At 62.7% G+C, this 21,998-nt stretch carries 26 protein-coding genes; 19 read left to right on the forward strand and 7 right to left on the reverse strand.

Translation table 11 applies throughout. From position 1 onward, the window contains the following. The first annotated feature begins 48 nt into the window (after positions 1 to 48). Complete coding sequence (locus AC2FME_RS02410) at positions 49 to 963, forward strand: DMT family transporter (RefSeq protein WP_496799515.1); 915 nt, start codon at positions 49 to 51, stop codon at positions 961 to 963. On the opposite strand, the gene AC2FME_RS02415 is transcribed toward AC2FME_RS02410, so the two are convergent. Then, complete coding sequence (locus tag AC2FME_RS02415; RefSeq protein ID WP_496799516.1) at positions 908 to 1,615, reverse strand: thiamine diphosphokinase; 708 nt, start codon at positions 1,613 to 1,615, stop codon at positions 908 to 910. The two genes, AC2FME_RS02410 and AC2FME_RS02415, sit on opposite strands and share 56 nt — an antisense overlap. A gap of 122 nt (positions 1,616 to 1,737) precedes the next feature. On the opposite strand from AC2FME_RS02415, the gene AC2FME_RS02420 reads away from it, so the two are divergent. Then, on the forward strand, positions 1,738 to 3,456 hold the full coding sequence (locus tag AC2FME_RS02420) for a hypothetical protein (RefSeq protein ID WP_496799517.1): 1,719 nt from the start codon (positions 1,738 to 1,740) through the stop codon (positions 3,454 to 3,456). 130 nt (positions 3,457 to 3,586) lie between these two features. On the opposite strand, the gene AC2FME_RS02425 is transcribed toward AC2FME_RS02420, so the two are convergent. The 5 genes from AC2FME_RS02425 to nthA form a co-directional block, all read right to left on the reverse strand. Further along, positions 3,587 to 3,829, reverse strand: coding sequence for a DUF2842 domain-containing protein (locus tag AC2FME_RS02425; protein WP_496680284.1), 243 nt, complete (start codon positions 3,827 to 3,829; stop codon positions 3,587 to 3,589). Continuing rightward, entirely contained in the window at positions 3,829 to 5,124 is a 1,296-nt protein-coding gene (locus AC2FME_RS02430) for an adenylosuccinate synthase (protein WP_496680282.1), read from the reverse strand. Before AC2FME_RS02430 ends, AC2FME_RS02425 begins: the two co-directional genes overlap by 1 nt. Before the next feature lie 212 nt (positions 5,125 to 5,336). Further along, the gene (locus AC2FME_RS02435; RefSeq protein WP_496799518.1) at positions 5,337 to 5,672 is read right to left on the reverse strand and encodes a nitrile hydratase accessory protein; all 336 of its coding nucleotides are present in this window, start codon (positions 5,670 to 5,672) and stop codon (positions 5,337 to 5,339) included. Beyond that, on the reverse strand, positions 5,669 to 6,346 hold the full coding sequence (gene nthB, locus AC2FME_RS02440) for a nitrile hydratase subunit beta (RefSeq protein WP_496680280.1): 678 nt from the start codon (positions 6,344 to 6,346) through the stop codon (positions 5,669 to 5,671). The genes AC2FME_RS02435 and nthB overlap by 4 nt, the downstream gene beginning before the upstream one ends. Beyond that, positions 6,343 to 6,957, reverse strand: a complete 615-nt coding sequence (nthA, locus tag AC2FME_RS02445; protein WP_496799519.1) for a nitrile hydratase subunit alpha — start codon at positions 6,955 to 6,957, stop codon at positions 6,343 to 6,345. Before nthA ends, nthB begins: the two co-directional genes overlap by 4 nt. A gap of 149 nt (positions 6,958 to 7,106) precedes the next feature. On the opposite strand from nthA, the gene secG reads away from it, so the two are divergent. The 10 genes from secG to AC2FME_RS02495 all read left to right on the forward strand — a co-directional run bounded on the left by secG (position 7,107) and on the right by AC2FME_RS02495 (position 14,804). Further along, on the forward strand, positions 7,107 to 7,472 hold the full coding sequence (gene secG / locus AC2FME_RS02450; protein ID WP_496680278.1) for a preprotein translocase subunit SecG: 366 nt from the start codon (positions 7,107 to 7,109) through the stop codon (positions 7,470 to 7,472). Positions 7,473 to 7,630: 158 nt separating this feature from the next. After that, positions 7,631 to 9,274, forward strand: coding sequence for a CTP synthase (gene pyrG, locus AC2FME_RS02455; protein ID WP_496680276.1), 1,644 nt, complete (start codon positions 7,631 to 7,633; stop codon positions 9,272 to 9,274). A gap of 78 nt (positions 9,275 to 9,352) precedes the next feature. Next, a complete protein-coding gene (locus AC2FME_RS02460; RefSeq protein ID WP_496680275.1) occupies positions 9,353 to 9,646 on the forward strand; it encodes a DUF1330 domain-containing protein in 294 nt (97 codons plus the stop codon). Positions 9,647 to 9,688: 42 nt separating this feature from the next. Next, positions 9,689 to 10,138, forward strand: a complete 450-nt coding sequence (locus tag AC2FME_RS02465; protein WP_496680273.1) for a tellurite resistance TerB family protein — start codon at positions 9,689 to 9,691, stop codon at positions 10,136 to 10,138. 20 nt (positions 10,139 to 10,158) lie between these two features. After that, entirely contained in the window at positions 10,159 to 10,596 is a 438-nt protein-coding gene (locus AC2FME_RS02470) for a tellurite resistance TerB family protein (RefSeq protein ID WP_496688894.1), read from the forward strand. A 5-nt stretch (positions 10,597 to 10,601) separates the two neighbouring features. Further along, the gene (locus tag AC2FME_RS02475; RefSeq protein WP_496799550.1) at positions 10,602 to 11,345 is read left to right on the forward strand and encodes a phosphate/phosphite/phosphonate ABC transporter substrate-binding protein; all 744 of its coding nucleotides are present in this window, start codon (positions 10,602 to 10,604) and stop codon (positions 11,343 to 11,345) included. A gap of 128 nt (positions 11,346 to 11,473) precedes the next feature. Beyond that, on the forward strand, positions 11,474 to 12,250 hold the full coding sequence (locus AC2FME_RS02480) for an ABC transporter ATP-binding protein (protein ID WP_496680271.1): 777 nt from the start codon (positions 11,474 to 11,476) through the stop codon (positions 12,248 to 12,250). A gap of 32 nt (positions 12,251 to 12,282) precedes the next feature. After that, positions 12,283 to 13,032 (forward strand): transporter substrate-binding domain-containing protein, encoded by a 750-nt coding sequence (locus tag AC2FME_RS02485; protein WP_496680270.1) that lies wholly within the window; start codon positions 12,283 to 12,285, stop codon positions 13,030 to 13,032. 81 nt (positions 13,033 to 13,113) lie between these two features. Continuing rightward, positions 13,114 to 14,001: an ABC transporter permease gene (locus AC2FME_RS02490; RefSeq protein ID WP_480633320.1), complete on the forward strand. Its 888-nt coding sequence runs from the start codon at positions 13,114 to 13,116 to the stop codon at positions 13,999 to 14,001. Next, positions 13,998 to 14,804 (forward strand): ABC transporter permease, encoded by an 807-nt coding sequence (locus AC2FME_RS02495; RefSeq protein WP_496680269.1) that lies wholly within the window; start codon positions 13,998 to 14,000, stop codon positions 14,802 to 14,804. Before AC2FME_RS02490 ends, AC2FME_RS02495 begins: the two co-directional genes overlap by 4 nt. An 11-nt stretch (positions 14,805 to 14,815) precedes the next feature. Here the strand turns inward: AC2FME_RS02495 and AC2FME_RS02500 are convergent, their stop codons facing one another. Continuing rightward, entirely contained in the window at positions 14,816 to 15,205 is a 390-nt protein-coding gene (locus AC2FME_RS02500; RefSeq protein WP_496799520.1) for a MerR family transcriptional regulator, read from the reverse strand. Positions 15,206 to 15,293: 88 nt separating this feature from the next. Between AC2FME_RS02500 and AC2FME_RS02505 the strand changes: the two genes are divergently transcribed. From AC2FME_RS02505 to AC2FME_RS02535, 7 genes are all read left to right on the forward strand, one after another. After that, positions 15,294 to 15,626, forward strand: coding sequence for a hypothetical protein (locus tag AC2FME_RS02505; RefSeq protein ID WP_496799521.1), 333 nt, complete (start codon positions 15,294 to 15,296; stop codon positions 15,624 to 15,626). 4 nt (positions 15,627 to 15,630) lie between these two features. Further along, positions 15,631 to 15,855 carry a GDCCVxC domain-containing (seleno)protein gene (locus AC2FME_RS02510; protein ID WP_496799522.1) on the forward strand — a complete coding sequence of 75 codons (225 nt, stop codon included), beginning with the start codon at positions 15,631 to 15,633 and terminating at the stop codon, positions 15,853 to 15,855. A 65-nt stretch (positions 15,856 to 15,920) separates the two neighbouring features. Next, positions 15,921 to 17,240: a glutamine synthetase family protein gene (locus AC2FME_RS02515; RefSeq protein WP_496799523.1), complete on the forward strand. Its 1,320-nt coding sequence runs from the start codon at positions 15,921 to 15,923 to the stop codon at positions 17,238 to 17,240. A 58-nt stretch (positions 17,241 to 17,298) separates the two neighbouring features. Further along, entirely contained in the window at positions 17,299 to 17,979 is a 681-nt protein-coding gene (locus AC2FME_RS02520) for a type 1 glutamine amidotransferase (protein WP_496799524.1), read from the forward strand. Continuing rightward, positions 17,979 to 19,337 (forward strand): glutamine synthetase family protein, encoded by a 1,359-nt coding sequence (locus AC2FME_RS02525; RefSeq protein ID WP_496688905.1) that lies wholly within the window; start codon positions 17,979 to 17,981, stop codon positions 19,335 to 19,337. The genes AC2FME_RS02520 and AC2FME_RS02525 overlap by 1 nt, the downstream gene beginning before the upstream one ends. Positions 19,338 to 19,349: 12 nt before the next feature. Beyond that, complete coding sequence (locus tag AC2FME_RS02530; RefSeq protein ID WP_496799525.1) at positions 19,350 to 20,654, forward strand: NAD(P)/FAD-dependent oxidoreductase; 1,305 nt, start codon at positions 19,350 to 19,352, stop codon at positions 20,652 to 20,654. A 111-nt stretch (positions 20,655 to 20,765) separates the two neighbouring features. After that, positions 20,766 to 21,980 carry a DegT/DnrJ/EryC1/StrS family aminotransferase gene (locus AC2FME_RS02535; protein ID WP_496799526.1) on the forward strand — a complete coding sequence of 405 codons (1,215 nt, stop codon included), beginning with the start codon at positions 20,766 to 20,768 and terminating at the stop codon, positions 21,978 to 21,980. Positions 21,981 to 21,998 lie beyond the last annotated feature (18 nt).

A 21,998-nucleotide genomic window follows, 5' to 3' on the forward strand; every position in this document is an offset into this window, starting at 1 on the left:
ACGCATTAGGCCTTTCACCGGCCCGCCGCTTGACCTAGCGTGCGGGCCATGACCCAGGATCGCCCCGTCTTCGGCATCTTCCTGATGCTTGGTTTCTGCGTGCTGGCCCCGCTGGGCGACGCGCTGGCCAAGCTGTTGGGCGAGACCATGCCGCTGGGCCTGCTGGTCCTGGCGCGTTTCGCGGTGCAGGCTGCGCTCCTGATCCCTCTGTTGGCACTGACCGGCCGGCCGTGGCGGATGCGCGGGCGCGTCCTGCGGCTGACCGCGCTGCGCACGCTGCTGCATATCATCGGCATCAGCGCGATGTTCAGCGCGCTGCAATTCCTGCCGCTGGCCGATGCGGTGGCCATCGCCTTCGTCATGCCGTTCATCATGCTGCTGCTGGGGCGCTACGTTCTGGGCGAAGAGGTCGGCCCCCGCCGCCTGATCGCCTGCATCATCGGCTTTGCCGGCACCCTGCTGGTGATCCAGCCCAGCTTTGCCCAAGTGGGCGTCCCCGCATTGCTGCCGTTGATCGTTGCGGTGGTTTTCGCCCTGTTCATGCTGGTCACGCGGCAGATCGCCAAAGAGACCGATCCGATCGCCCTGCAAGCGGTATCGGGTCTGATGGCAACGCTGTTGCTGCTGCCGGTCCTTCTGATCGGCGCATCCGCAGACCTGCCTGCCCTGACGCTGACTCTGCCGGCCAACGCCCCCTACGGTCTGCTGCTGTCCATAGGGGTATTGGGCACGGTCGCGCACCTGTTGATGACGTGGTCGCTGCGCTATGCGCCGTCGGCCACGCTGGCCCCGATGCAGTATCTGGAAATCCCCGTCGCCACGTTGATCGGCTGGCTGATCTTCCGCGACCTACCCAACGGTCTTGCCGCCTTGGGGATCGCGATCACCGTGGGTGCCGGCCTCTATGTCATTCTGCGCGAGCGGGCCACCGCCCTGTCTGCCCGGACGCAAACGCCTGCATGACCTGATCCAGCGCGCCGCGCGGCACCATCACGATCAAGCCCGGCCCGTCCACCGTGAGCGTGACATCCGACAGCGCCCGGTTCGATGTGCCCACACGCCCGTCGGGTTCCAGCACCAATCCGTCGATGGGCCATTCCAACCCCAAGCTTCGCCCGGTCACCCGCCGGAACGGAAACAATGACACCGTGTCGCCTGGCGGGATCTGCAAGGTGACATGCGGCGGCGCGTGGAACACCACCTCTTGCGACCCAAGAAGGATGCAGGGTCGATCCGGCCAACGCACCATGGTATTGAACACCGCCAGCTGGTGATCCAGCCGCCCGCCCAGGAATCCGACACCCAGCACCACCGGTGCTCGAATATTGCGCAGGGCCTTGTCGAAATCGGTGCTGTCCTGTTCGCGGATCGGAAACAGCCGCTCGGCCGGCACCTGCGCACGATGGCGGCTGGAAAGCGAGTCGAAATCGCCGATCACCGCATCCGGAACGCGCCCCGAATCGATCAAACCCGCCGCGCCCCCATCCGCAGCAACGGCCAGCCTGACGCGGCTCAGCGCCAGATCCAGATCGCCGGGGTCGATTTCTCCGCCACCAAACAGCCCGATTGGCCAATCAGAATGAACAATTTCGCCGTTTTTTCCAAGATTGACCATTTTTCCCGCTTTTGGACACATTCAGACCACAAAATGATAGGTTCATCAGAACAGTTGCTTGAGCCGATTCTGCGCCGCGGTTGCGAGTTTGGCTGTGTTATTGTGTAAAGGACGTGCGTCTGATGGTACAGAACAACAAGGTATTGACCGTTTCCTACGGGACTTTTTCCTGCACGCTGGAAGGGTTCGACGATTCCTTCGAAACGATGAAGGCGATTGCGGAATATTTCCGCGATCTCGCCGCAGAAGATCGCTATTTCGGTTCTGAACCTCCGCAACCCGACGCCGAGATGCTGGCCCGCATCGCGCAACGAGACACCGCGCGCCACGTCGAGGCCCGCCCCGGCGAGAACGGATTGCTGCTGCGCGCCTCGGATCGCCCCCCTTCGGCCGCACCGCGCCCCATGACTGCTGACACCCGGACCCCCTCTATGACCCCTCCCCTGTCTGACCCGCAAGACCCAGCCGCGCGCCCTGCGGCGCCGCCCCCGGCTGCGGACAGCATCGCCGCGAAACTGCAGCGTATCCGCGCGGTGGTTTCCCACGGCGACCACCCCCCCACGCCTTACGCAGAAGAAGATGAGACCGGCTTTCTGGCTGCAACCGAACCCCAGGTCGACGCCATTTCGGCTGCTTTTGAAACGGGCGCCTTGGCCCCGGACGATCTGGAAACGGTGGCCGGTTCGGATCCGGCGGCAGCCAGCCCCCGGCAGCCCTACACCCCGTCCACCGCCGGTGCGGAACCAATCATGGCCCAGCCGGACGACCATGTGGAAAGCGCTGCAGAAACCGGTGCCTCCGTTGAGTTGGTCGATCAGACTGACGTGGAACCCGACCTGCCGCTTCAAGACCTTCAAGACACAGATGCCGACGACGATTTGTCCGTTGAAACGCCCCAGGCCGAGGCGGCAGAGACCGAGGACAACGGGTCTGAGGAGATGGCGCCCGCGGCGCCTTCCACCCCGATCGAACCGGAAGCAGCGGCCGAAGAAGCCCTGTTCGAGGATATCGAGGACGACGCCCAGCCCGATGTCGACGACATCCTCAACATTCTGGGCGAAGACGAAAACTCGGATGACACCAAAGAGGCAACCGGCACCCTGACGGTCGAGGATGAGGAAAACATCCTGCGCGAAATTTCCGCGATCGAGTCCGAAATGGAAGCGCCGGCCGACCACGCGGACGACGACGAACTGGACACGGATGTTCTGCGCCTGCTGCAGAAGGCGGATGCCGAACTGGGTGACCCGGCCACTGCCGACACGCGAGAAACCTATTCGCACCTGCGCACGGCCGTCGCGGCCACCGAAGCCGAGCGCGAGGCGACCGGTGACAATGCGGCTTCCGAGGACGAAAAATACCGCGGCGATCTGGCCTCGGTCGTCAGCCCGCGCCGCCCCGAGATTCGAGTAACCAGCATGCGCCCGGAATCGGATACGGCCGCCCCCCTCAAGCTGGTGGCCGAGCAGCGGGTCGACAAGGACGCCCCAGAGGCGGGCCCGGTGACCCCGCGCCGCGTGACCGCCGAACCGGCGGACTCGTCACCCGATGAAGGCGGGTTTGCCCGGTTCGCGCAAGAACAGGGCGCACAGTCACTGCCCGAACTGCTCGAGGCCGCGGCCGCCTACCTGTCGTTCATCGAGGGCCAGGAACAGTTCTCGCGCCCTCAGTTGATGAACAAGGTTCGCGCCCTGAAGCAAGACGAATTCAACCGCGAGGAAAGCTTGCGGTCGTTCGGCCAGCTGCTGCGCGACGGCAAAATCGAAAAAGCCGGCGGAGGGCGCTTTGCCGCCTCGAACCAGATCGGCTTCCGGCCCGAGGACAAACGCGCCGCGGGCTGACAAGACCCCCACAACTGACCAATCGGGCCGGAGACATTTCTCCGGCCTTTTTTGGTGCGGCTGACATGGGTTCTTTTGGGAAGCCGGTCGCGCCCCGATCACGCGGCTTTGATCAGGGCCAGTGGTGCACTTACTCCTGCTCTTGGTCGGGGTCGGCCTGCCCCACCCCCCTGAACACGAATTTGAACGGAAGCGCCCACAGGATCCCAAGCCCGACATAAACCAAAAGTTCCAGCCAGATCGGAGGACGGTCCAGCCAGTTCAACACGGTGACGACGGCCACGATGTAGAGCGGCAGCCCCACCAGCAGCAGCACCAATGACCACCGCCTGCGCGCCTTGTAGCTGAGACCGGTTTCTTGTTGCCTGCGCATCAGTCTGCAAACGGGTCGGTCACCAGGATGGTGTCGTCCCGCTCCGGGCTGGTGGACAACAAGGCCACCGGGCACTCGATCAGTTCTTCGACCCGACGCACGTATTTGATCGCGTTGGCCGGAAGATCCGCCCAACTGCGCGCACCTTCGGTGGACTCGCTCCAGCCCGGCAACTCCTCATAGATCGGCTTGCAGCGCGCCTGCTGCTCGGCGGCCGTGGGCAGATAGTCCAAGCGCTGCCCATCCAACTCATAGCCAACACAGATCTTCAGCGTGTCAAAACCATCCAGAACGTCCAGCTTGGTCAGCGAAATACCGTTGACCCCGCTGGTTGCACAGGTCTGGCGCACCAGACAGGCGTCGAACCAACCGCAACGCCGCTTGCGTCCAGTGGTGGTCCCGAACTCGTGCCCGCGCTCACCCAGGCGCTGCCCGTCCGCGTCATGCAACTCGGTCGGGAAAGGCCCTTCACCCACCCGGGTCGTATAGGCCTTGACGATACCCAGAACGAAATCGATGGATCCGGGGCCAATACCTACGCCCGTCGCGGCCTGGCCGGCGATCACGTTTGACGATGTCACGAACGGGTAGGTACCGAAATCAATGTCCAGCAACGCACCTTGTGCGCCCTCGAACAGGATGCGCTTGCCCGCCTTGCGCTTTTCGTTGAGCACTTTCCAGACCGGGGCGGCAAACGGAAGAATCTGCTGCGCGACATCCTTCAGTTGAGCGATCAGGGCATCGCGATCGACCGGAGCAATACCCAACCCCCTGCGGAGGGGGTCATGATGCTGCAATGCCCGGTCGACCCGGGTCTCCAGTGTCGCATCATCCGCAAGATCGGCCACCCGCACCGAGCGGCGCCCCACCTTGTCTTCATAGGCCGGCCCGATTCCACGGCCAGTCGTGCCGATCTTGGTCCCTTTGCTTGCGGCCTCTTCGCGCGCCCGGTCCAACTCTCCGTGAATCGGCAGGATCAAGGGTGTATTCTCGGCAATCATCAATGTTTCGGGCGTGATCTCGACCCCCTGCCCGCGAATCGTCTCTATCTCTTCCAAGAGATGCCACGGATCCAGCACGACCCCGTTGCCGATGACACTCAGCTTGCCGCCACGCACCACTCCTGACGGCAGGGCGTGCAGCTTGTAGACCTTGCCGTCGATAACCAACGTATGCCCGGCGTTGTGCCCGCCCTGAAAACGCGCGATCACGTCTGCCCGCTCGCTCAGCCAGTCGACGATCTTGCCTTTTCCTTCGTCGCCCCATTGGGCGCCGACAACAACAACATTGGCCATATCCGGTCCTTTTGTGCTGATTTTCCAAACTCGGCCCGTATAACGAGGCACAGGCAGCAGGGAAACCGGTATTTCGACGCAGTGTTCGATCGCGCTGGCGCGCGATGCCTCCGGTGGGGATATTTTGGGCCGGATGAACATTGGCCGCAAATTTCATCTGGCCATAAATATCCTGGGGGAGTCGCCCGGAACGGGCGGCGGGGGCAGAGCCCCTATTCGCGAGTAAGTCGAACTGGGTGCCCGTGTGGAGTGCTCAGAAACGCAACCCTCCAAGCCTCGAACACAGCATCAAGTTCATTGCGCTCGGCGGCACCTGAGGATACTAAAAGTGTCTCGAGCGTTTCTAGCCAAGCTAGGAAATAGTCATTGCCGCCATCCAGTTGGCGGGCGACACCGTGCCGCGTCAAAGTGGTCGAAAAGGCATTCGTCCATTCAGCCCAGGAAAACCTCCCCGCCTCGTTCAGCGCAACCGTGGCGGCGAACAACTGTGCGTGCCAGGGTTGCTCGAACACCACGTCAGGTCGGATTGGTGGTGGGCATGTGGTCATGACGGCTCCAGATAGCTTTGCCAAAGATCAAGGATGACCTCGTCCTGTGGGCTTTCGGGGTGCGTCCAAAGTTGCGAGGCCCGAAACGCGACGGCGTAGAGCGGCTCAGGCGCTTCACCCAGTCCGTGGGCGCTGGAATCCGGCAGCACGTGAGATCCGTGAACGCGCAAGATCCGCCCTTGCGCTCCGGCGGCATATTTCGGCAATCGGGTATGACCGCCATCGACCAATCGGTTCCCCGCCGGTCGGCGCGTACGCACCACCTGACCAACCTTGAATTCGACCTCGACGTTCGGAGGACGGTCGGCCGGACCACCCATGGCCAGAACTTTTTCCACAGCGCCGGCTTGCAGCGCCCGAACCGCCAACGGATGTTCCACCTTGGTGTCCACCCCGCGCAGCTCGTCCAGGCTGAGCACACCCGTTTCGACCAACAGGTCAGCCAGGGCCGAGATCCATTTTTCGTAATAGGAAAACCGCGCATAGTCTTGCGGCGACAACCGCTCGCGCGCATGGCGCGCGGTGTCAATGTTCCATTGCCCCAACGCGCCCGCGGCCAGCGTGACGGCAAGCGCCCGGGCGTGCCACTCCTCGGCGAAAACCGGGGCCTCCTGCGGCTCGGGCCGGACCCGGCCATCCCCGAACCGGCCACCCATATCATGCGCGCGCGTCATGCCGGCACCTTGGGCAGCCCGGTGCCGATCATGCTGTCGCGGGTCACCAGCGCCGTAAGCTCGTCCTCGCTCATCCCCTCAGTGCCCGGCGGCCTCATCGGAAGGACGAGGTAGCGTATCTCGGCTGTCGAATCCCACACGCGTACCGCCGTCTCAGACGGCAGATTTACGCCGAACTCTGCCAAAACCTTTCGCGGCTCGCGCACCGCGCGGGCGCGATAGGCGTCTGACTTGTACCAGGTGGGCGGAATCCCCAGCAGCGGCCACGGATAGCAGCTGCACAGGGTGCAGACGACCATGTTGTGCTGCTGCGGCGTGTTCTCGACCACCACAACGTGCTCTCCTTGCCGCCCGTAATAGCCCAGTTCGGCGATCAGCGGCGTCGCATCCTTTAGCAGCCCGGACTTGAACTCTGGATCGGCCCATGCCTTTGCAACAACGCGCGCACCATTCTGCGGACCAATCCGGTTTTGATAGATGTCAATGATCTCATCCAGAGCCGCCGGGTCGATCAGGCCCTTGCGGATGAGAACCGTTTCCAGCGCTTTCACGCGCAGGGCGGGTTCGGGCGGCAGCAGGGCATGCGGATGATCGGGGTGGTCATGAGGCATGGCCAAAGCCTGCGCGATGCACCGCGTCCTGTCCACATCTTTCGATGCAAAATCGCGGATCGATCCGGCTGAGGGAAACTCGTGACTTGCCCCCGCCCCCAAACTTGCTTAAGTACCCGGCGATACACGCCACGCCGTACAGGACCACCATGGAAAACGTCGTTCTCATCATCCACCTTCTTCTGGCCCTTGGCCTGATTGCCGTTGTCCTGATGCAGCGGTCCGAGGGCGGCGGCTTGGGGATGGGCGGCGGTGGCGGCGGCGCCATGACCGGCCGCGCAGCCGCGACGGCGCTGGGCAAACTGACCTGGATTCTTGCGGCCTGTTTCATCGTCACCTCGATCACGCTGACGATTCTGGCGGCGCAGAAATCGGCTGGCACGTCGGTCATCGATCGTCTGGGCGTTCCGGCTCCGGTGGAAACCGAAGAAACCACACCGTTGGTTCCGCCGGCCGAAGATCTGCTGCCTCCGGCGCAGGGCGACAATGCCCCGCTGATCCCGCAGGCCGACTGATCCACAAAACCTAGAAACCTGAAAGAGAACGGCAACAGCATCTTGCGGTTCTCTTGCGCTTTTGGCGCGAATCCTTTATATGTGAAGTCCCGTGATGCTGCGGTTTTTCAGGCCGCCGGGCAGTTGGTAATGACGTCTCACGGGAGCAGCCGAAAAACATGGCGCGTTTTATTTTCATCACTGGTGGTGTTGTTTCGTCGCTGGGCAAGGGGCTGGCCTCGGCCGCACTGGGCGCGTTGCTGCAGGCACGCGGATATTCGGTGCGTCTACGTAAACTCGACCCCTACCTGAACGTCGATCCCGGCACCATGTCGCCGTTCGAACATGGCGAGGTCTTCGTCACCGATGACGGCGCAGAAACCGACCTAGACCTGGGTCACTATGAACGCTTCACCGGCGTTCCGGCACGCAAGACCGATTCCATTTCCTCGGGCCGCATCTACATGAACGTGCTCGAGAAGGAGCGCCGCGGCGACTATCTGGGCAAGACCATCCAGGTGATCCCGCACGTCACCAACGAGATCAAGGATTTCATCGCCATCGGCGAGGATGAGGTCGATTTCATGCTGTGCGAGATCGGCGGCACTGTCGGCGACATCGAAGGACTCCCCTTCTTTGAAGCGATCCGCCAGTTCAGCCAGGACAAGCCGCGCGGACAGTGCATTTTCATGCACCTGACCCTGCTGCCCTACATCAAGGCCAGCGGAGAACTTAAAACCAAACCCACCCAGCACTCGGTCAAGGAACTGCGCTCGATCGGTCTGGCCCCCGACATCCTGGTCTGCCGTTCCGAAGGTCCGATCCCGCAGAAAGAGCGCGAAAAGCTGGCCCTGTTCTGCAACGTCCGCCCCGATGCAGTGATTGCCGCGCAGGATCTCTCGACCATCTATGACGCGCCGCTGGCCTACCACAAGGAAGGGCTGGATCAGGCGGTGCTGGACGCTTTCCAGATCAGCCCGGCCCCCAAGCCCGACCTGTCGAAATGGGAAGACGTCAGCGACCGCATCCACAACGCCGAAGGCGAGGTGAAGGTGGCCATCGTCGGCAAATACACCCAGCTGGAAGACGCCTATAAATCGATTGCCGAAGCGCTGACCCACGGCGGCATGGCCAACCGCGTCAAGGTCAAGGTCGAATGGGTCGATGCCGAGATCTTCGACACCGAGGACCCCGGTCCGCATCTGGAAGGCTTCCACGCCATTCTGGTGCCGGGTGGATTCGGCGAGCGTGGCACCGAGGGCAAGATCAAGGCGGCGCAATACGCCCGCGAACATCAGGTTCCCTATTTGGGCATCTGCTTGGGTATGCAGATGGCCGTGATCGAAGCCGCCCGCAACGTTGCCGGCATCTCCGGCGCGGGGTCCGAGGAATTCGACCACGAGGCCGGCCAGAAACGGTTTGAACCGGTGGTCTATCACCTCAAGGAATGGATTCAGGGTAACGCCAAGATCGAACGCAAGGTTGGCGATGACAAGGGCGGCACTATGCGGTTGGGCGCCTACAATGCGGTTCTGACCGAAGGCTCCAAGGTGGCCGAGGTCTATGGCACCACCCAGATCGAGGAACGCCACCGCCACCGCTATGAGGTGGACACCAAGTATCGCGAACAGCTTGAGAAAGCGGGCTTGAAATTTTCGGGGATGTCGCCCGACGGGCGCCTGCCGGAAATCGTCGAATGGTCGGATCACCCGTGGTTCATTGGCGTGCAATATCACCCAGAATTGAAGTCCAAACCCTTCGACCCGCACCCGCTGTTCCGCGATTTCGTGCGCGCTGCGAAGGAAAGCTCGCGCCTGGTTTGACGCGCCCCTTCGGCTTGGGCTTGCTTTGCATTCCGTTCCGGGTCAATTTGACCCGGAAAAACCGCAGGGGGCAGTTTCATGGCCAAAGGATATTGGGTGGCGCATGTCGACGTGAACGATATGGAGGCCTACAGGAATTACATCGCCGCAAACGCCGAACCCTTTGCCGCCTATGGCGCGCGGTTCCTGGTGCGCGGGGGTCAGCGCCAGGTCAAGGAAGGTGCAGCCCGCGCCCGCACCGTGGTGATCGAATTCCCAAGCTACGAGGATGCGCTGGCCTGCTATGAAAGCGCGGGTTATCAGAAAGCCAAGGCCTTGCGCGATCCGGTCTCGCTGGGCGATCTGGTGGTCATCGAAGGCTATGACGGGTAGCCCGGGCTTGGCGGACCACAAAATACGGAATAGTCTGCGCCAATGTTGAAAAAGTTCTTTCAGGCGTTTCGCCCGCAGCAACAGACCACCCTGCCCGATCCGGACACGGAACTGGCTCTAGGCGCGTTGCTGGTGCGCGTGGCTCAGGCCGACCGCGACTACAAGCTGGAAGAGATCCGGTTGATCGATCGCATCCTGGCACGCCTGTACCAGCACAACGCGATTGAGGCCGCCCAGGTCCGCGCCACCTGCGAGAAGCTGCACGCCGCAGCCCCCGACACCGATACGTTCGGCAAGCTGATCCGCGAAACGACGGACTTGCAGGAGCGGCTGGCCGCGATGGAGGCCCTGTGGGAGGTGGTGCTGGCCGACGGAAACTCGGACGAGGGCGAGATCAAGATTGTGGAAGAGGCACGCATCGCCATGGGGCTCAGCTACAATGACAGCCAGGCCGCGCGCGAACGCGTGCAAAGCCGCTTGGACGCAGACTGAGCCGCCGCTATATCTGAGGCATGTTCAATGCCTTCCTGTCCCGGCTTACCCAGCCGCAGCCCGACCCACTGACCGATGACGACGCCCGGCTAGCGCTTGCCGCCCTGCTGGTGCGCCTTGCCCGGTCCGACGATGACTATGCCGACAGCGAAATGTCGCGCATCGACAAGGTCCTGGCTGAACGCTATGACCTGTCGCCGTTCGAGGCCGCAGGACTGCGTGCGCGGGCCGAGGACCTCGAGGCAGAAGCCCCCGACACCGTCCGTTTCACCCGTGCCATCAAGGATGCGGTGCCCTATGATCACCGCCTCGGCGTGGTTCAGGCGCTGTGGTCGGTGGCGCTGGCCGACGGTCAGCGCTCGCAGGATGAGGATTCGCTTTTGCGGCTGGTGGTTAGCCTTCTGGGCGTCAGCGACGTGGATTCGGCACGGGCCCGGCAGAAGGCCGCCAAATCGTGACCGCAATGCTGGGCATGTACGACATGCCCGCCCTTCGGCCCGTCAATGATCGCTTTTGGAGCCTGATTCGCGCGCATTTGGGCGAAGGTCCGGGCCAACTGACCCGTGATCGCGATTTCTGGGAAATCTGGCAGGACCCTGACCTAGTCTTTGCCCAGACCTGCAGCATGCCCTATCGCACCCGACTGCATGGCAAGGTGCATCTGGTTGGCACCCCCGATTATGGCCTGCCGGGTTGCCCGCCGGGGCACTATTGTTCGGTCTTCGTGGCCCGGGCCAATGATGCACGTGATCTGCCCGAACTGGCCGCCTGCGTCCTAGCCTATAACGAGGCCCTGTCCCAATCGGGCTGGGCCGCCCCGGTCACGCATCTGTCCGAACTGGGCCTTGCTCCGGCGCGCCTGCTGGAAACCGGTGGACATGCCCTGTCAGCGCAGGCCGTGGCCGACGGACATGCCGATTATGCATCGCTGGACGCGCTGACATGGGTGCTGCTGCAAGAGCACACCGATCTGGGCCAACGCCTGCGCCAAGTGGCAACCACGCGCCCCACCCCGGCGTTGCCCTACATCACCGCGATCACGCGCGATCCGGCCGCGGTCGCTGCCGCGGTTCGCGCCGCGATCTCAGACCTTTCCCCGGCCGATCGCGCGGCGCTGCACATCCACGGGTTGATCGACATTGCTCCCGATCTCTACCTTGCCGTTCCCAACCCGCCACCGCCCGCGGCGGTGGTGCCCGAAAGCTGACCAATTTGACCACTGTCCTTGGCCGAATCGGAGATTTCAGGTCTTGAACTTGTCATTTGCGCATTGCATTGCTCTGGTTTTTCAGCCCTAGTACCGCACCAACGCACTCAACAACACCAGGACGACCCGTGACCGACAGCACTCCCGTCATCGAGATCAGGAACCTGCACAAAAGCTTTGGCAATCTCGAAGTCCTCAAAGGAGTGGACATCACCGCCCATCGCGGCGACGTGGTGTCGCTGATCGGGTCATCGGGGTCGGGCAAATCCACCCTGCTGCGCTGCTGCAACCTGCTGGAAGACAGCCAGGAAGGCGAGATCCTGTTCAAGGGCGAGCCGGTGCGCTGGACAGGAACCCGCGACCATCGCCGCCCCGCCGATCCCAAGCAGGTGCTGCGCATTCGCACCAACCTGTCGATGGTGTTCCAACAGTTCAACCTTTGGGCCCACATGACCATCCTGCAAAACGTGATGGAGGCCCCGATCACCGTGCTGGGCCGTGACCGGCACGAGGTCGAGGACAGCGCCCGCAGATATCTGGACAAGGTTGGCATCGGCGACAAATGCGACGCCTATCCGGCGCAGCTCTCGGGTGGCCAGCAACAGCGCGCCGCCATCGCGCGCGCGCTCTGCATGGAGCCCGAGGCGCTTCTGTTTGACGAACCGACCTCGGCGCTGGATCCCGAGCTGGAACAGGAAGTGATCAAGGTAATCAAGGATCTGGCCGCCGAAGGCCGCACCATGATCATCGTCACCCATGACATGCAGATGGCCGCCGACATCTCGAGCCACGTGGTGTTTCTGCACCAGGGCCTGATCGAAGAAGAAGGCTCGCCCGAAGATATCTTCTCCGCGCCCGAATCCGAACGGCTTCGGGGCTTTCTCTCCGCCACGATGGCGGCATAACATCAGAACAGAACCAAACAGGGGAGTTACCAATGAAAAACCTGATTCTGACCACCGCGGCACTGGCGCTTGGCGCCGGCATGGCCATGGCCGACACGGTCCGCATGGGCACCGAGGGCGCCTATCCTCCGTACAACTTCATCAACGACGCCGGCGAGATCGACGGCTTCGAGCGTGAAGTCGGCGACGAGCTGTGCAAACGCGCCCAGTTGGAATGCGAATGGGTCAAGAACGACTGGGATTCGATCATTCCGAACCTGGTGTCGGGCAACTACGACACCATCATCGCCGGCATGTCGATCACGGCCGAGCGTGACGAGGTCATCGACTTCACCCAGGACTACTACCCGCCGACCGCGTCGGCCTATGTGGCCACCTCGGCGGATGTTGACGTGACCGGTGGCGTTGTCGCTGCACAGACCGCGACCATCCAGGCCGGCCACGTGGCCGAGTCGGGCGCAACCCTGGTTGAATTCGCAACGCCCGAGGAAACCATCGCCGCCGTGCGCAACGGCGAAGCCGATGCCGTTCTGGCCGACCGCGACTATCTGGTGCCGCTTGTCGAGGAATCGAATGGCGAACTGGTCTTTGTCGGCGATCCAGTTCCGCTGGGCGGTGGCGTCGGTATGGGTCTGCGCGAAAGCGACACGGAGCTGCGTGAAAAATTCGATGCCGCGATTACCTCGATGAAACAGGACGGCACCCTGAACGAGATGCTGAAAAAGTGGTTCGGTGAGGATACCGCCACCTATGCACCTGACGGCTCGGTCGTCACCAACTAAGCATCCGGTCCTACGGTTCGGCGCCACGCGCGCCGAACCAATCCCGGCCTCGCGCCGGGCCTGACGTTCGAAAGACGCCTCATGTTTTCCTACTGCGCTGATCCCGACACGCTCGGCACTTTCCGCTGGTTTTCATGCTATCTGACCAACGGCGTGCACTGGTCGTTCTACTTGTCGTTCATCAAGGTTCTGGCCTTGCTGGCGGTGACGGCCCCGGTGGCGTTGGCCTTCGGTTTTGCGGGGGCCATGGCGGCCCGGTCGCATGTCCCGCCGCTGGGCTGGCTGGGCAAGGGCTATATCGCCATCGTGCGCGGGGTGCCCGACATTGCGTTTTTCCTGTTCTTCGTGATCGCCCTGGACCAGGGTTTCGAATGGATGCGGCACCAGGTGCTGTGTCCCGACTGGACCGATCCGATCCGTCAGGGCAACGATTTCCTCGTCTGCCCCGCCGCCAAGCTGCCGCTGGGCACCGCACCAGAATGGGTGCACGAAACCTACGGCTTTTTCCTGGCCGTCATCACCTTTTCGATCGTTTTCGGCGCCTTCGCCGCCAACGTGCTGTTCGGCGGCATGCGCGCCGTGCCGCTGGCGCAGCTTGAAACCGCCGAGGCCTATGGCATGACCCGCCGCCAGACCTTCTGGCGCATTCTCGTGCCGCAGATGTGGGTCTATGCTCTGCCCGGCCTGTCGAACCTGTGGATGGTGCTGATCAAGGCCACGCCCCTGCTGTTCCTGCTGGGGGTCGAGGACATCGTCTATTGGGCGCGCGAGTTGGGCGGCACCAAGACCTCGAAATTCACCGCCTATCCGCATGGCGACTGGCGCATGTGGTACTTCCTGTTCCTGCTGGTTTTTTACCTTGGCATGACCCGCGTTTCCGAGATTGGCCTTGAACGGCTGATGCGCCGCCTGTCGCATGGCCAGGCGACCTCGGGCGGAGAGCTGCTGCGTAAGGAGACCACCGCATGAGCTGCCTGCAGACCATCCAAGATTACGGCCTGCGCTCGATCGGCATCGGCGAGCGCCTGCTGCCGCGCAGCGATTTCACCCTGTGCGAACAGTTCACCCTGATCGGTTCGGGGATGATCTGGAACATCTATTTCGGCGTGATGGCGCTGGCCACCGGGTTCTTCCTGGCCACGGCCGTGGCTCTGGGCAAGGCGTCCAGCCGCAAGTGGCTGCGAAAACCGTCCGAGTGGTTCATCTTCATCTTCCGCGGTTCGCCGCTGTTCATCCAGTTCTTCTTTGCCTACTTCCTGTTCCTGTCGCTCAAGAAGACCTATCCTATGTTCGACGCCTTCACCTCGGCTTGGCTGGGGGCGCTGATCGTGCTGTTCCTGAACACCGCCGCCTATTCCGGCGAGATCTTCTATGGCGCGCTGCGGTCGATCCCCAAGGGTGATATCGAGGCCGCCGATGCCTATGGCATGTCCGGCTGGTCGCGCTTCCGCCGGATCGTGTGGCCCACCATGCTGCGGCTGGCCTGGCCCGCCTACACAAACGAGGCTATATTCTTGTTCCATGCCACCACGCTGGTCTTCTTCTCGGCCTTCCCGGCCTGGCAGCAACGCGGGGACGCGCTGTACTATGCCAGCTATTTCGCTGACAAGACGTTCAACCCGTTCGTCCCCTACCCGATCCTGGCGTTCTACTTCATCCTGCTGACGCTGGTGATCGTGGGCATGTTCGGCCTGATCAACAAGCGGCTGAACCGGCACCTGCCGGTGGCGCGCAAGGCCAAGATGCGGTTCCGCCTGAACCTGGCGCGCTGAGGCGCCAGGGTTCAGGCCATCCGCAACCGGCTCAGCATCCGGCAGTCCACCGACCCTTCGGCGCAATTGGCGGTCAGTTCGTCCAGGGCGGCTTGCAACCGTTGCAACTCGGCGATCTTGCGGCGTACGCTTTCCATGTGACGTTGCGCCAATGCGATGACCTCGGCGCAATCGGCCGCGCCGCCCTCGGACAGGTCCAGCAAGGCCTTTGCGTCGCCCAGCGAAACCCCCAGGTCACGGCAGCGTTTCAGAAACCGCAACCGCCCCACATCCTGCGCGGAATACAGCCGCCGATTGTTGGTGGCCCGCGCCGGGCGCGGCACGATGCCTTCGCGCTCGTAATAACGGATGTTCTCAATCCCCACGCCGCTTTGACGGGCCGCTTCGCCGATCGCAATCATGTGACCTCTTTCGCTTGATCCTGTAGTGACTACAGGATTTAGACCTCTGCCCACGCGATGCGGCAATGCCGCAGGCCTTGAATAACGGATGAACAAGATGCGCGGATTTCTCGGCCTCAGCTTCGCCGGATCCCTTTCGGCCCTTGGTGTGGGCGCGTGCTGCATGCTGCCGATGACGATGATGTTGCTGGACCTTGGCGGCAGTTGGTTGGCCGTCTTTGGCCAGATCATGGCGGTCAGCTACCATGTTCAGGTGACCTCGACGGCACTGATCGCGACTGCGTGGCTGGTGGCCTGTCGGCGCAATGCTGTGCGCCATCTGGAATGGGGCTTGGCGGCCAGCACCGCGATGACTGCCGTCGCCTGGGTTGTCGTGTTCCACGAGGCCCGCATCAACGTATTTCTGATCCAGCCGATGTGAGACAATGACAGACAAGACCGTAACGCTTGAAAGCACCCTGACCTGCCCGGTCTGCGGCCACGCCCAGTCCGAGACCATGCCCACCGACGCCTGCCAGTGGTTCTATGAATGCAGCGCCTGTCACACCGTACTGAAACCCAAGCCGGGCGATTGCTGTGTCTACTGCTCGTACGGAACCGTGGCCTGCCCGCCCATTCAGCAGGGCGACAGCTGCTGTCGGATAATTTGATCAAATATCGTGACAAGGGCAAAAAGCTCGACTAGGTTTGCCGAAGCACAGCTACGGAGCCCCGGATGGACCTTGCCGCCCTGCACACATTTCGCGTCGCCGCATGTGACCTGAACGGCCAGATGCGCGGCAAACGCGTGCCCCCGTCTTACGCCGACAAGCTGGGCAGCGGCGCGGTGCGCATGCCGTTTTCGGCGCTGAACGTCGATCTGTGGGGCGCCGATATCGAGGGCAGCCCGCTGGTGTTTGAAACCGGCGACGCCGATGGCGTGCTGCGCCCGACCGAGCGCGGGCCGGTGCCGATGCCCTGGCTGACTACACCCACGGCGCTGGTGCCGATGTGTCTGTACGACGATCACGACACGCCGTTTGCCGGCGACCCCCGCCATGCGCTGGCCGCGGTCCTGTCGCGCTATGCCCAGCGCGGGTGGAAAGTTGTTGCCGCGACCGAGTTGGAATTCACCCTGCTTGATTCCTCGGATGCGCATCCAAAGCCCCCACATAACCCGGTCACTGGCCGTCGGCTGCGCGGCGAGGCGGTGCTGTCAATGGCCGAAATGGACGCCTTCGACGCCTTCTTCACCGAGCTTTATGACGGGTGCGCCGAAATGGGGATCCCCGCCCAGACGGCAATTTCCGAGAGCGGCATCGGCCAGTTCGAGATCAACCTGAACCATCAGGACGCCATGCGCTGCGCCGATGATACGTGGCTTTTCAAAGCATTGACCCGTGGGCTGGCTCGCAAGCACGGCTTTACCGCGACCTTCATGGCCAAACCCTATGCAGATGATGCGGGGAACGGAATGCATGTGCACTTCTCGGTGCTTGATGGCCAGGGCCGCAACGTCTTTGACAATGGCGGGCGTGAAGGGACCGAAATCCTGCGCTCTGCCGTCGCCGGTTGTCTGGCCGCCATGCCCGGCAGCACGCTGATTTTTGCTCCGCATGGCAATTCTTACACGCGGCTCGTGCCCGGAGCCCATGCCCCCACGGGCGCGGCCTGGGCCTATGAAAACAGGACCGCCGCGATCCGCATTCCGGGCGGTGCGCCCGCCGCCCGCCGGATCGAGCACCGCGTGGCCGGCGGCGACATCAACCCCTATCTGATGCTGGCTGCGGTTCTGGGCGCGGCCCTCGTGGGCATCGAGGACGGCCTGCACCCCCCAGCCCCGATCACCGGCAACGCTTACGACATCGACGGCCTGCCGCAATTGGCCGCTGACTGGGACACGGCCGTGACTGCGTTCGAGACCGACCCGATCGTCGCGCGCATCTTTCCCACTGATCTGATCCGCAACATGGCCATGACCAAGCGGCAGGAGATCGCGCGCTTCGAGCAGATCCCGGCAGATCAGCACTGGCTCAGTTATCTCGAGGCCGTCTGACCCCCTTGCCCGTTCGGCGGGACTCAGCTAGATTAAATTTGATCAAATTTGGTGACTCATGAAAATCGGCATTTTGCAGACCGGCCACGCGCCCGAACCGCTGGAGAAGAAATTCGGCGACTATGACGCCATGTTCCGCACCCTGCTGGATGGCAACGGTTTTGAATTCGTGACCTATGCCGTGGTTGATGGCGAATTTCCCGATGATCCCGATGATGCCGATGGCTGGCTGATCACCGGGTCGCGTCACGGTGCCTATGAGGATCATCCGTGGATACCGCCGCTCGAAGAGCTGATCCGACAGATCCACGCGGCCGGCAAACCCCTCATCGGCGTCTGTTTCGGCCACCAGATCATCGCGCAGGCCTTGGGCGGCAAGGTCGAGAAATTCAAAGGCGGCTGGGCCATAGGGCGCACCGAATACGACTATGACGGCGAAACCGTCAGCCTGAACGCCTGGCATCAGGATCAGGTCACGCAACGCCCCGAAAGCGCGCACCTGCTGGGCAGCAACCCGTTCTGCGAAAACGCGATGCTGGCCTATGGCGACACGATCTGGACCGTGCAGGCCCACCCGGAATATTCCAACGACTTCATCCAGGGGCTGATGGAAACGCGCGGCAAGGGTGTGGTGCCCGATGCGCTGATGAAAGACGCGAAGACCCGCGAAGCCGCCCCCGATGACAACGAACGGATCGGCCGCCTGATGGCCGATTTCCTGAAGAAAGAGAGGGCCTGATGGCCGAATGGACAGAGCAGCTGCCACAGGCGGCGCGCGATTACATCGAAGGACACCGGCTGGACGAGGTGGAATGCATCATCTCGGACCTGCCCGGCATTGCCAGGGGCAAAGCGGTTCCGGCCTCGAAATTTGCCAAGCAGTCCTATTTCCATCTGCCAGACAGCATCTTCTACCAGACCATAACCGGAGACTGGGGCGAAGCCGCAGGCGAGGATGGTTTCATAGAGCGCGACATGATCCTCAAGCCCGATTTTTCCACCGCCACCGCGGCACCGTGGACGGGCGACTGGACGTTGCAGGTGATCCATGACGCCTACGACCGCGACGGCGATCCGATTCCGTTCAGCCCGCGCAACGTGCTGAAACGCGTGGTCCAGCTGTACAAGGACAAAGGGTGGAAACCGGTTGTCGCGCCCGAGATGGAGTTCTTCCTAGTTGCCCGCAACGTGGACCCGGCCAAAGGGATCGAGCCGATGATGGGCCGCTCGGGCCGCCCGGCGGCCGCGCGGCAGGCCTATTCCATGACCGCGGTCGATGAATTCGGCCCCGTGATCGACGACATCTACGATTTCGCCGAGGCGCAAGGGTTCGAGATCGACGGCATCACCCAGGAGGGCGGCGCTGGTCAGCTTGAGATCAACCTGCGCCACGGCGACCCGGTCAAGCTGGCCGACGAGGTGTTCTATTTCAAACGCCTCATCCGCGAGGCTGCGCTGCGCCACAACTGCTTTGCCACCTTCATGGCCAAACCGATCGAGGATGAGCCGGGATCGGCCATGCATATCCATCACTCGATCATCGACATGGAGACGGGCAAGAACCTGTTCTCGGGGCCTCAGGGCGGCGAGACGGACGCGTTCTACAACTTCATCGCCGGTCTGCAACTGCACCTGCCCGCCGGGCTGGCGGTGATGGCACCCTACGTCAACTCGTACCGACGCTACGTCAAGGACCACGCCGCCCCGATCAACCTGGAATGGGCGCGCGACAACCGCACCACGGGGATCCGCGTGCCGCTGTCGGGTCCCGACAGCCGCCGGGTGGAAAACCGCATTGCCGGGATGGACTGCAACCCCTATCTGGGCATCGCCGTGTCGCTGGCCTGCGGCTATCTTGGCCTTGTCAATCAGGACCGGCCGCGCCGTCAGTTCTATGGCGACGCCTACGAAGGTGACGGCGACATCCCGCAGGTCATGGGCAACGCGCTGGATCTGTTCGACGAGGCCGAAGCCTTGCATCAGGTTCTGGGCCCCGAGTTCGCCCGCGTCTACAGCATCGTGAAACGCGCCGAGTACGAGGAATTCCTGCAGGTGATTTCGCCGTGGGAGCGTGAACACCTGCTGCTGAACGTCTGAGCCATGTGCGCCATGAATCTGCTGTACAGCAATGACAAACGCGGCACTTACCCACCCAGTTGGTATGCCGCCACCGCGCACCCGCGAACCCCAACCGAGTCGCTGCGCGGCGATGTCACAGCCGACGTGTGCATCGTCGGTGGAGGGTATACGGGTCTGTCGACCGCGCTGCATCTGGCCGAGGCCGGGTTCAGGGTGGTCTTGCTTGAGGCGCATCGCGTGGGTTTCGGCGCCTCGGGGCGCAACGGCGGGCAACTGGGCAGCGCCCAGCGCATGGATCAGGAAGATCTGGAAAAACTGGTCGGGCGCGACGACGCGGCCAAGCTGTGGGATCTGGCCGAAGACGCCAAGACGCTGGTCAAATCCTTGATCGAACGCCACTGCATCGATTGCGACCTGAAACCGGGCATCGCCACGCTAGGCTTCAGCGACGGCGAACGGGGCGAATTGCACACTCACGCCAAGCACCTGAAAACCGCCTATGGCTATGACCAGATCGAGCTTCTGGATGCCGAAGCTGGGCGCGCGCTCTGCCCCTCGCCGGCCTATGCGGGCGGCTATCTGGACAGGGGCGCGGCCCATCTGCACCCGCTGAACTTTGCGCTTGGCCTGGCCGAGGCCGCCTTGGCCGCCGGTCTGATGCTGCACGAAAACACCGAGGTTCTGGGCATCGAAGAAGGCCCGCGCGTCACCGTTCGCACCGAACAGGGTTCGGTCACGGCCGACCATCTGGTTCTGGCCTGCAATGGCTATCTGGGCAACCTGAACCGCAAGGTCGCGGCGCGGGTCATGCCGATCAACAATTTCATCGCCGCAACAGAGCCCCTGGGCGCCGAGGCTGCAAAGGTTCTGACGCAGGACGTAGCGGTTGCCGACACGAAATTCGTGGTGAACTATTTCCGGCTCAGCGCCGATGGGCGGCTGTTGTTCGGCGGTGGCGAGAGCTATGGCTATCGCTTTCCATCCGACATCGCCGCCAAAGTCCGCAAACCGATGACCGAGATCTTTCCGCATCTGCGCGACGTTCGGATCGACTATGCCTGGGGCGGCACGCTGGCCATCACAATGCGGCGGATGCCCTACCTGACACGCTTGGCGCCGAACATCCTGTCTGCCTCGGGCTATTCCGGTCACGGGGTCGGCACTGCAACCCATGCCGGTCAGTTGATGGCGCTGGCCATCCAGGGTCAGGCCGAAGGGTTCGACACGATGGCCCGCGTGCCCGCTCTGCCTTTTCCCGGCGGCTCGGCCCTGCGCAGCCCTCTGCTGGTGCTGGCAATGACATGGTATGCCCTGCGTGATCGGCTGGCCCTTTGACCCGAGACTTGTGACAGTTCGGTGAAATTTCGCCCAACAGGCGAATGAAAGCTTGGTTTGCGCGATCTTTCATTTTATCTTTTCCACAGATAACCTTTGGAATTTTCAAATATGACGCTGCCACCCAACGTCCACGACGCCGAACCCATCCCTGCCGCTGCCAAAGACGCGATCGAATCCCTGATGCAATCCGGGGACCTGTTCCGCTATACCGCGCCGCAGGACGCGCCGGTTGCCCTGCTCGAGTCAGAGTTCGCCGAATTGCTCGGCAGCAAATACGCGCTGGCGGTGTCTTCCTGTTCGGCCGCACTGTTCCTGTCGCTCAAGGCGCTGGGGCTGCCGCGGGACGCGCGGGTGCTGATCCCCGGCTTTACCTTTGCGGCGGTGCCCTCGTCGGTGGTGCATGCCGACTGCGTTCCGGTCCTGTGCGAGGTGGGTGAAAATTACCGCATCGACATCGACGATTTCGCGACCAAGCTCGACGGCGTTCAGGCGGTTATCATCAGCCACATGCGCGGCCATACCTCGGACATGGACGCGATCATGGCGCTGTGCGACATGCGCGACATCCCGGTGATAGAGGACGCAGCCCACTCGCTGGGCACGACCTGGCATGGCCGCAACATCGGCACAATCGGCAAGGTGGGCTGTTTCTCGTTCCAGTCCTACAAGATGATCAACGCGGGCGAAGGCGGCATCCTTGTCACCGACGACGCCGACCTCGTCGCCCGCGCCGTGATCATGTCGGGCGCCTACGAGCACAATTGGAAGAAACACAAAGGCCCGCATGGCCAGAATACGCCCGACCTAGAGCAGGCTTTTGCCCGATGGCAGAACAAGCTACCGCTTTACAATCTGCGTATGAGCAACCTCAGCGCGGCAGTGATTCGGCCGCAGTTGCCCGAATTGGCGCGGCGGGTGCGCGACGGGCTGGCCAACCACGACTATGTGGCGCAGCGCCTGAACAGCTCGCCGCATATTCACGTACCCGACCCGCTGACACCGGAACGACGTGCGCCGGATTCGATCCAATTCAACCTGGTCGACCTGAACAAAGACCAGATCAAGGCATTTGCCGCTGCAGCCGAGGGCCGTGGCGTCAAGGTGCAGGTCTTTGGTCTGAGCGAGGACAATGCCCGCGCCTTCTGGAATTGGCAGTTTCTGCCCGAGCAGGTCGAGCTGCCTCGAACGCGCGCAATGCTGATGTCGGCCTGTGATGTGCGCCTTCCCGTGCGCCTGACCCGCGCGGAACTGAATGTAATCGCCGACATCATCCTGGCCTCGGTCGGCGAGGTTACCGCGCCCGAAGTGGCCTTCGGTACCTGAGATCAACGCCAGAGACAA

Source organism: Ruegeria sp. BHSC026 (assembly GCF_059613065.1).

What these genes read in the sequence shown, in the direction of transcription:
- AC2FME_RS02410 (WP_496799515.1), top strand. Translation starts at nt 49, where the DNA reads ATGACCCAGGATCGCCCCGTCTTCGGCATCTTCCTGATGCTTGGTTTC.
- AC2FME_RS02415 (WP_496799516.1), bottom strand. Translation starts at nt 1,615, where the DNA reads ATGGTCAATCTTGGAAAAAACGGCGAAATTGTTCATTCTGATTGGCCA.
- AC2FME_RS02420 (WP_496799517.1), top strand. Translation starts at nt 1,738, where the DNA reads ATGGTACAGAACAACAAGGTATTGACCGTTTCCTACGGGACTTTTTCC.
- AC2FME_RS02425 (WP_496680284.1), bottom strand. Translation starts at nt 3,829, where the DNA reads ATGCGCAGGCAACAAGAAACCGGTCTCAGCTACAAGGCGCGCAGGCGG.
- AC2FME_RS02430 (WP_496680282.1), bottom strand. Translation starts at nt 5,124, where the DNA reads ATGGCCAATGTTGTTGTTGTCGGCGCCCAATGGGGCGACGAAGGAAAA.
- AC2FME_RS02435 (WP_496799518.1), bottom strand. Translation starts at nt 5,672, where the DNA reads ATGACCACATGCCCACCACCAATCCGACCTGACGTGGTGTTCGAGCAA.
- nthB (WP_496680280.1), bottom strand. Translation starts at nt 6,346, where the DNA reads ATGACGCGCGCGCATGATATGGGTGGCCGGTTCGGGGATGGCCGGGTC.
- nthA (WP_496799519.1), bottom strand. Translation starts at nt 6,957, where the DNA reads ATGCCTCATGACCACCCCGATCATCCGCATGCCCTGCTGCCGCCCGAA.
- secG (WP_496680278.1), top strand. Translation starts at nt 7,107, where the DNA reads ATGGAAAACGTCGTTCTCATCATCCACCTTCTTCTGGCCCTTGGCCTG.
- pyrG (WP_496680276.1), top strand. Translation starts at nt 7,631, where the DNA reads ATGGCGCGTTTTATTTTCATCACTGGTGGTGTTGTTTCGTCGCTGGGC.
- AC2FME_RS02460 (WP_496680275.1), top strand. Translation starts at nt 9,353, where the DNA reads ATGGCCAAAGGATATTGGGTGGCGCATGTCGACGTGAACGATATGGAG.
- AC2FME_RS02465 (WP_496680273.1), top strand. Translation starts at nt 9,689, where the DNA reads ATGTTGAAAAAGTTCTTTCAGGCGTTTCGCCCGCAGCAACAGACCACC.
- AC2FME_RS02470 (WP_496688894.1), top strand. Translation starts at nt 10,159, where the DNA reads ATGTTCAATGCCTTCCTGTCCCGGCTTACCCAGCCGCAGCCCGACCCA.
- AC2FME_RS02475 (WP_496799550.1), top strand. Translation starts at nt 10,602, where the DNA reads ATGCTGGGCATGTACGACATGCCCGCCCTTCGGCCCGTCAATGATCGC.
- AC2FME_RS02485 (WP_496680270.1), top strand. Translation starts at nt 12,283, where the DNA reads ATGAAAAACCTGATTCTGACCACCGCGGCACTGGCGCTTGGCGCCGGC.
- AC2FME_RS02490 (WP_480633320.1), top strand. Translation starts at nt 13,114, where the DNA reads ATGTTTTCCTACTGCGCTGATCCCGACACGCTCGGCACTTTCCGCTGG.
- AC2FME_RS02495 (WP_496680269.1), top strand. Translation starts at nt 13,998, where the DNA reads ATGAGCTGCCTGCAGACCATCCAAGATTACGGCCTGCGCTCGATCGGC.
- AC2FME_RS02500 (WP_496799520.1), bottom strand. Translation starts at nt 15,205, where the DNA reads ATGATTGCGATCGGCGAAGCGGCCCGTCAAAGCGGCGTGGGGATTGAG.
- AC2FME_RS02505 (WP_496799521.1), top strand. Translation starts at nt 15,294, where the DNA reads ATGAACAAGATGCGCGGATTTCTCGGCCTCAGCTTCGCCGGATCCCTT.
- AC2FME_RS02510 (WP_496799522.1), top strand. Translation starts at nt 15,631, where the DNA reads ATGACAGACAAGACCGTAACGCTTGAAAGCACCCTGACCTGCCCGGTC.
- AC2FME_RS02515 (WP_496799523.1), top strand. Translation starts at nt 15,921, where the DNA reads ATGGACCTTGCCGCCCTGCACACATTTCGCGTCGCCGCATGTGACCTG.
- AC2FME_RS02520 (WP_496799524.1), top strand. Translation starts at nt 17,299, where the DNA reads ATGAAAATCGGCATTTTGCAGACCGGCCACGCGCCCGAACCGCTGGAG.
- AC2FME_RS02525 (WP_496688905.1), top strand. Translation starts at nt 17,979, where the DNA reads ATGGCCGAATGGACAGAGCAGCTGCCACAGGCGGCGCGCGATTACATC.
- AC2FME_RS02530 (WP_496799525.1), top strand. Translation starts at nt 19,350, where the DNA reads ATGAATCTGCTGTACAGCAATGACAAACGCGGCACTTACCCACCCAGT.
- AC2FME_RS02535 (WP_496799526.1), top strand. Translation starts at nt 20,766, where the DNA reads ATGACGCTGCCACCCAACGTCCACGACGCCGAACCCATCCCTGCCGCT.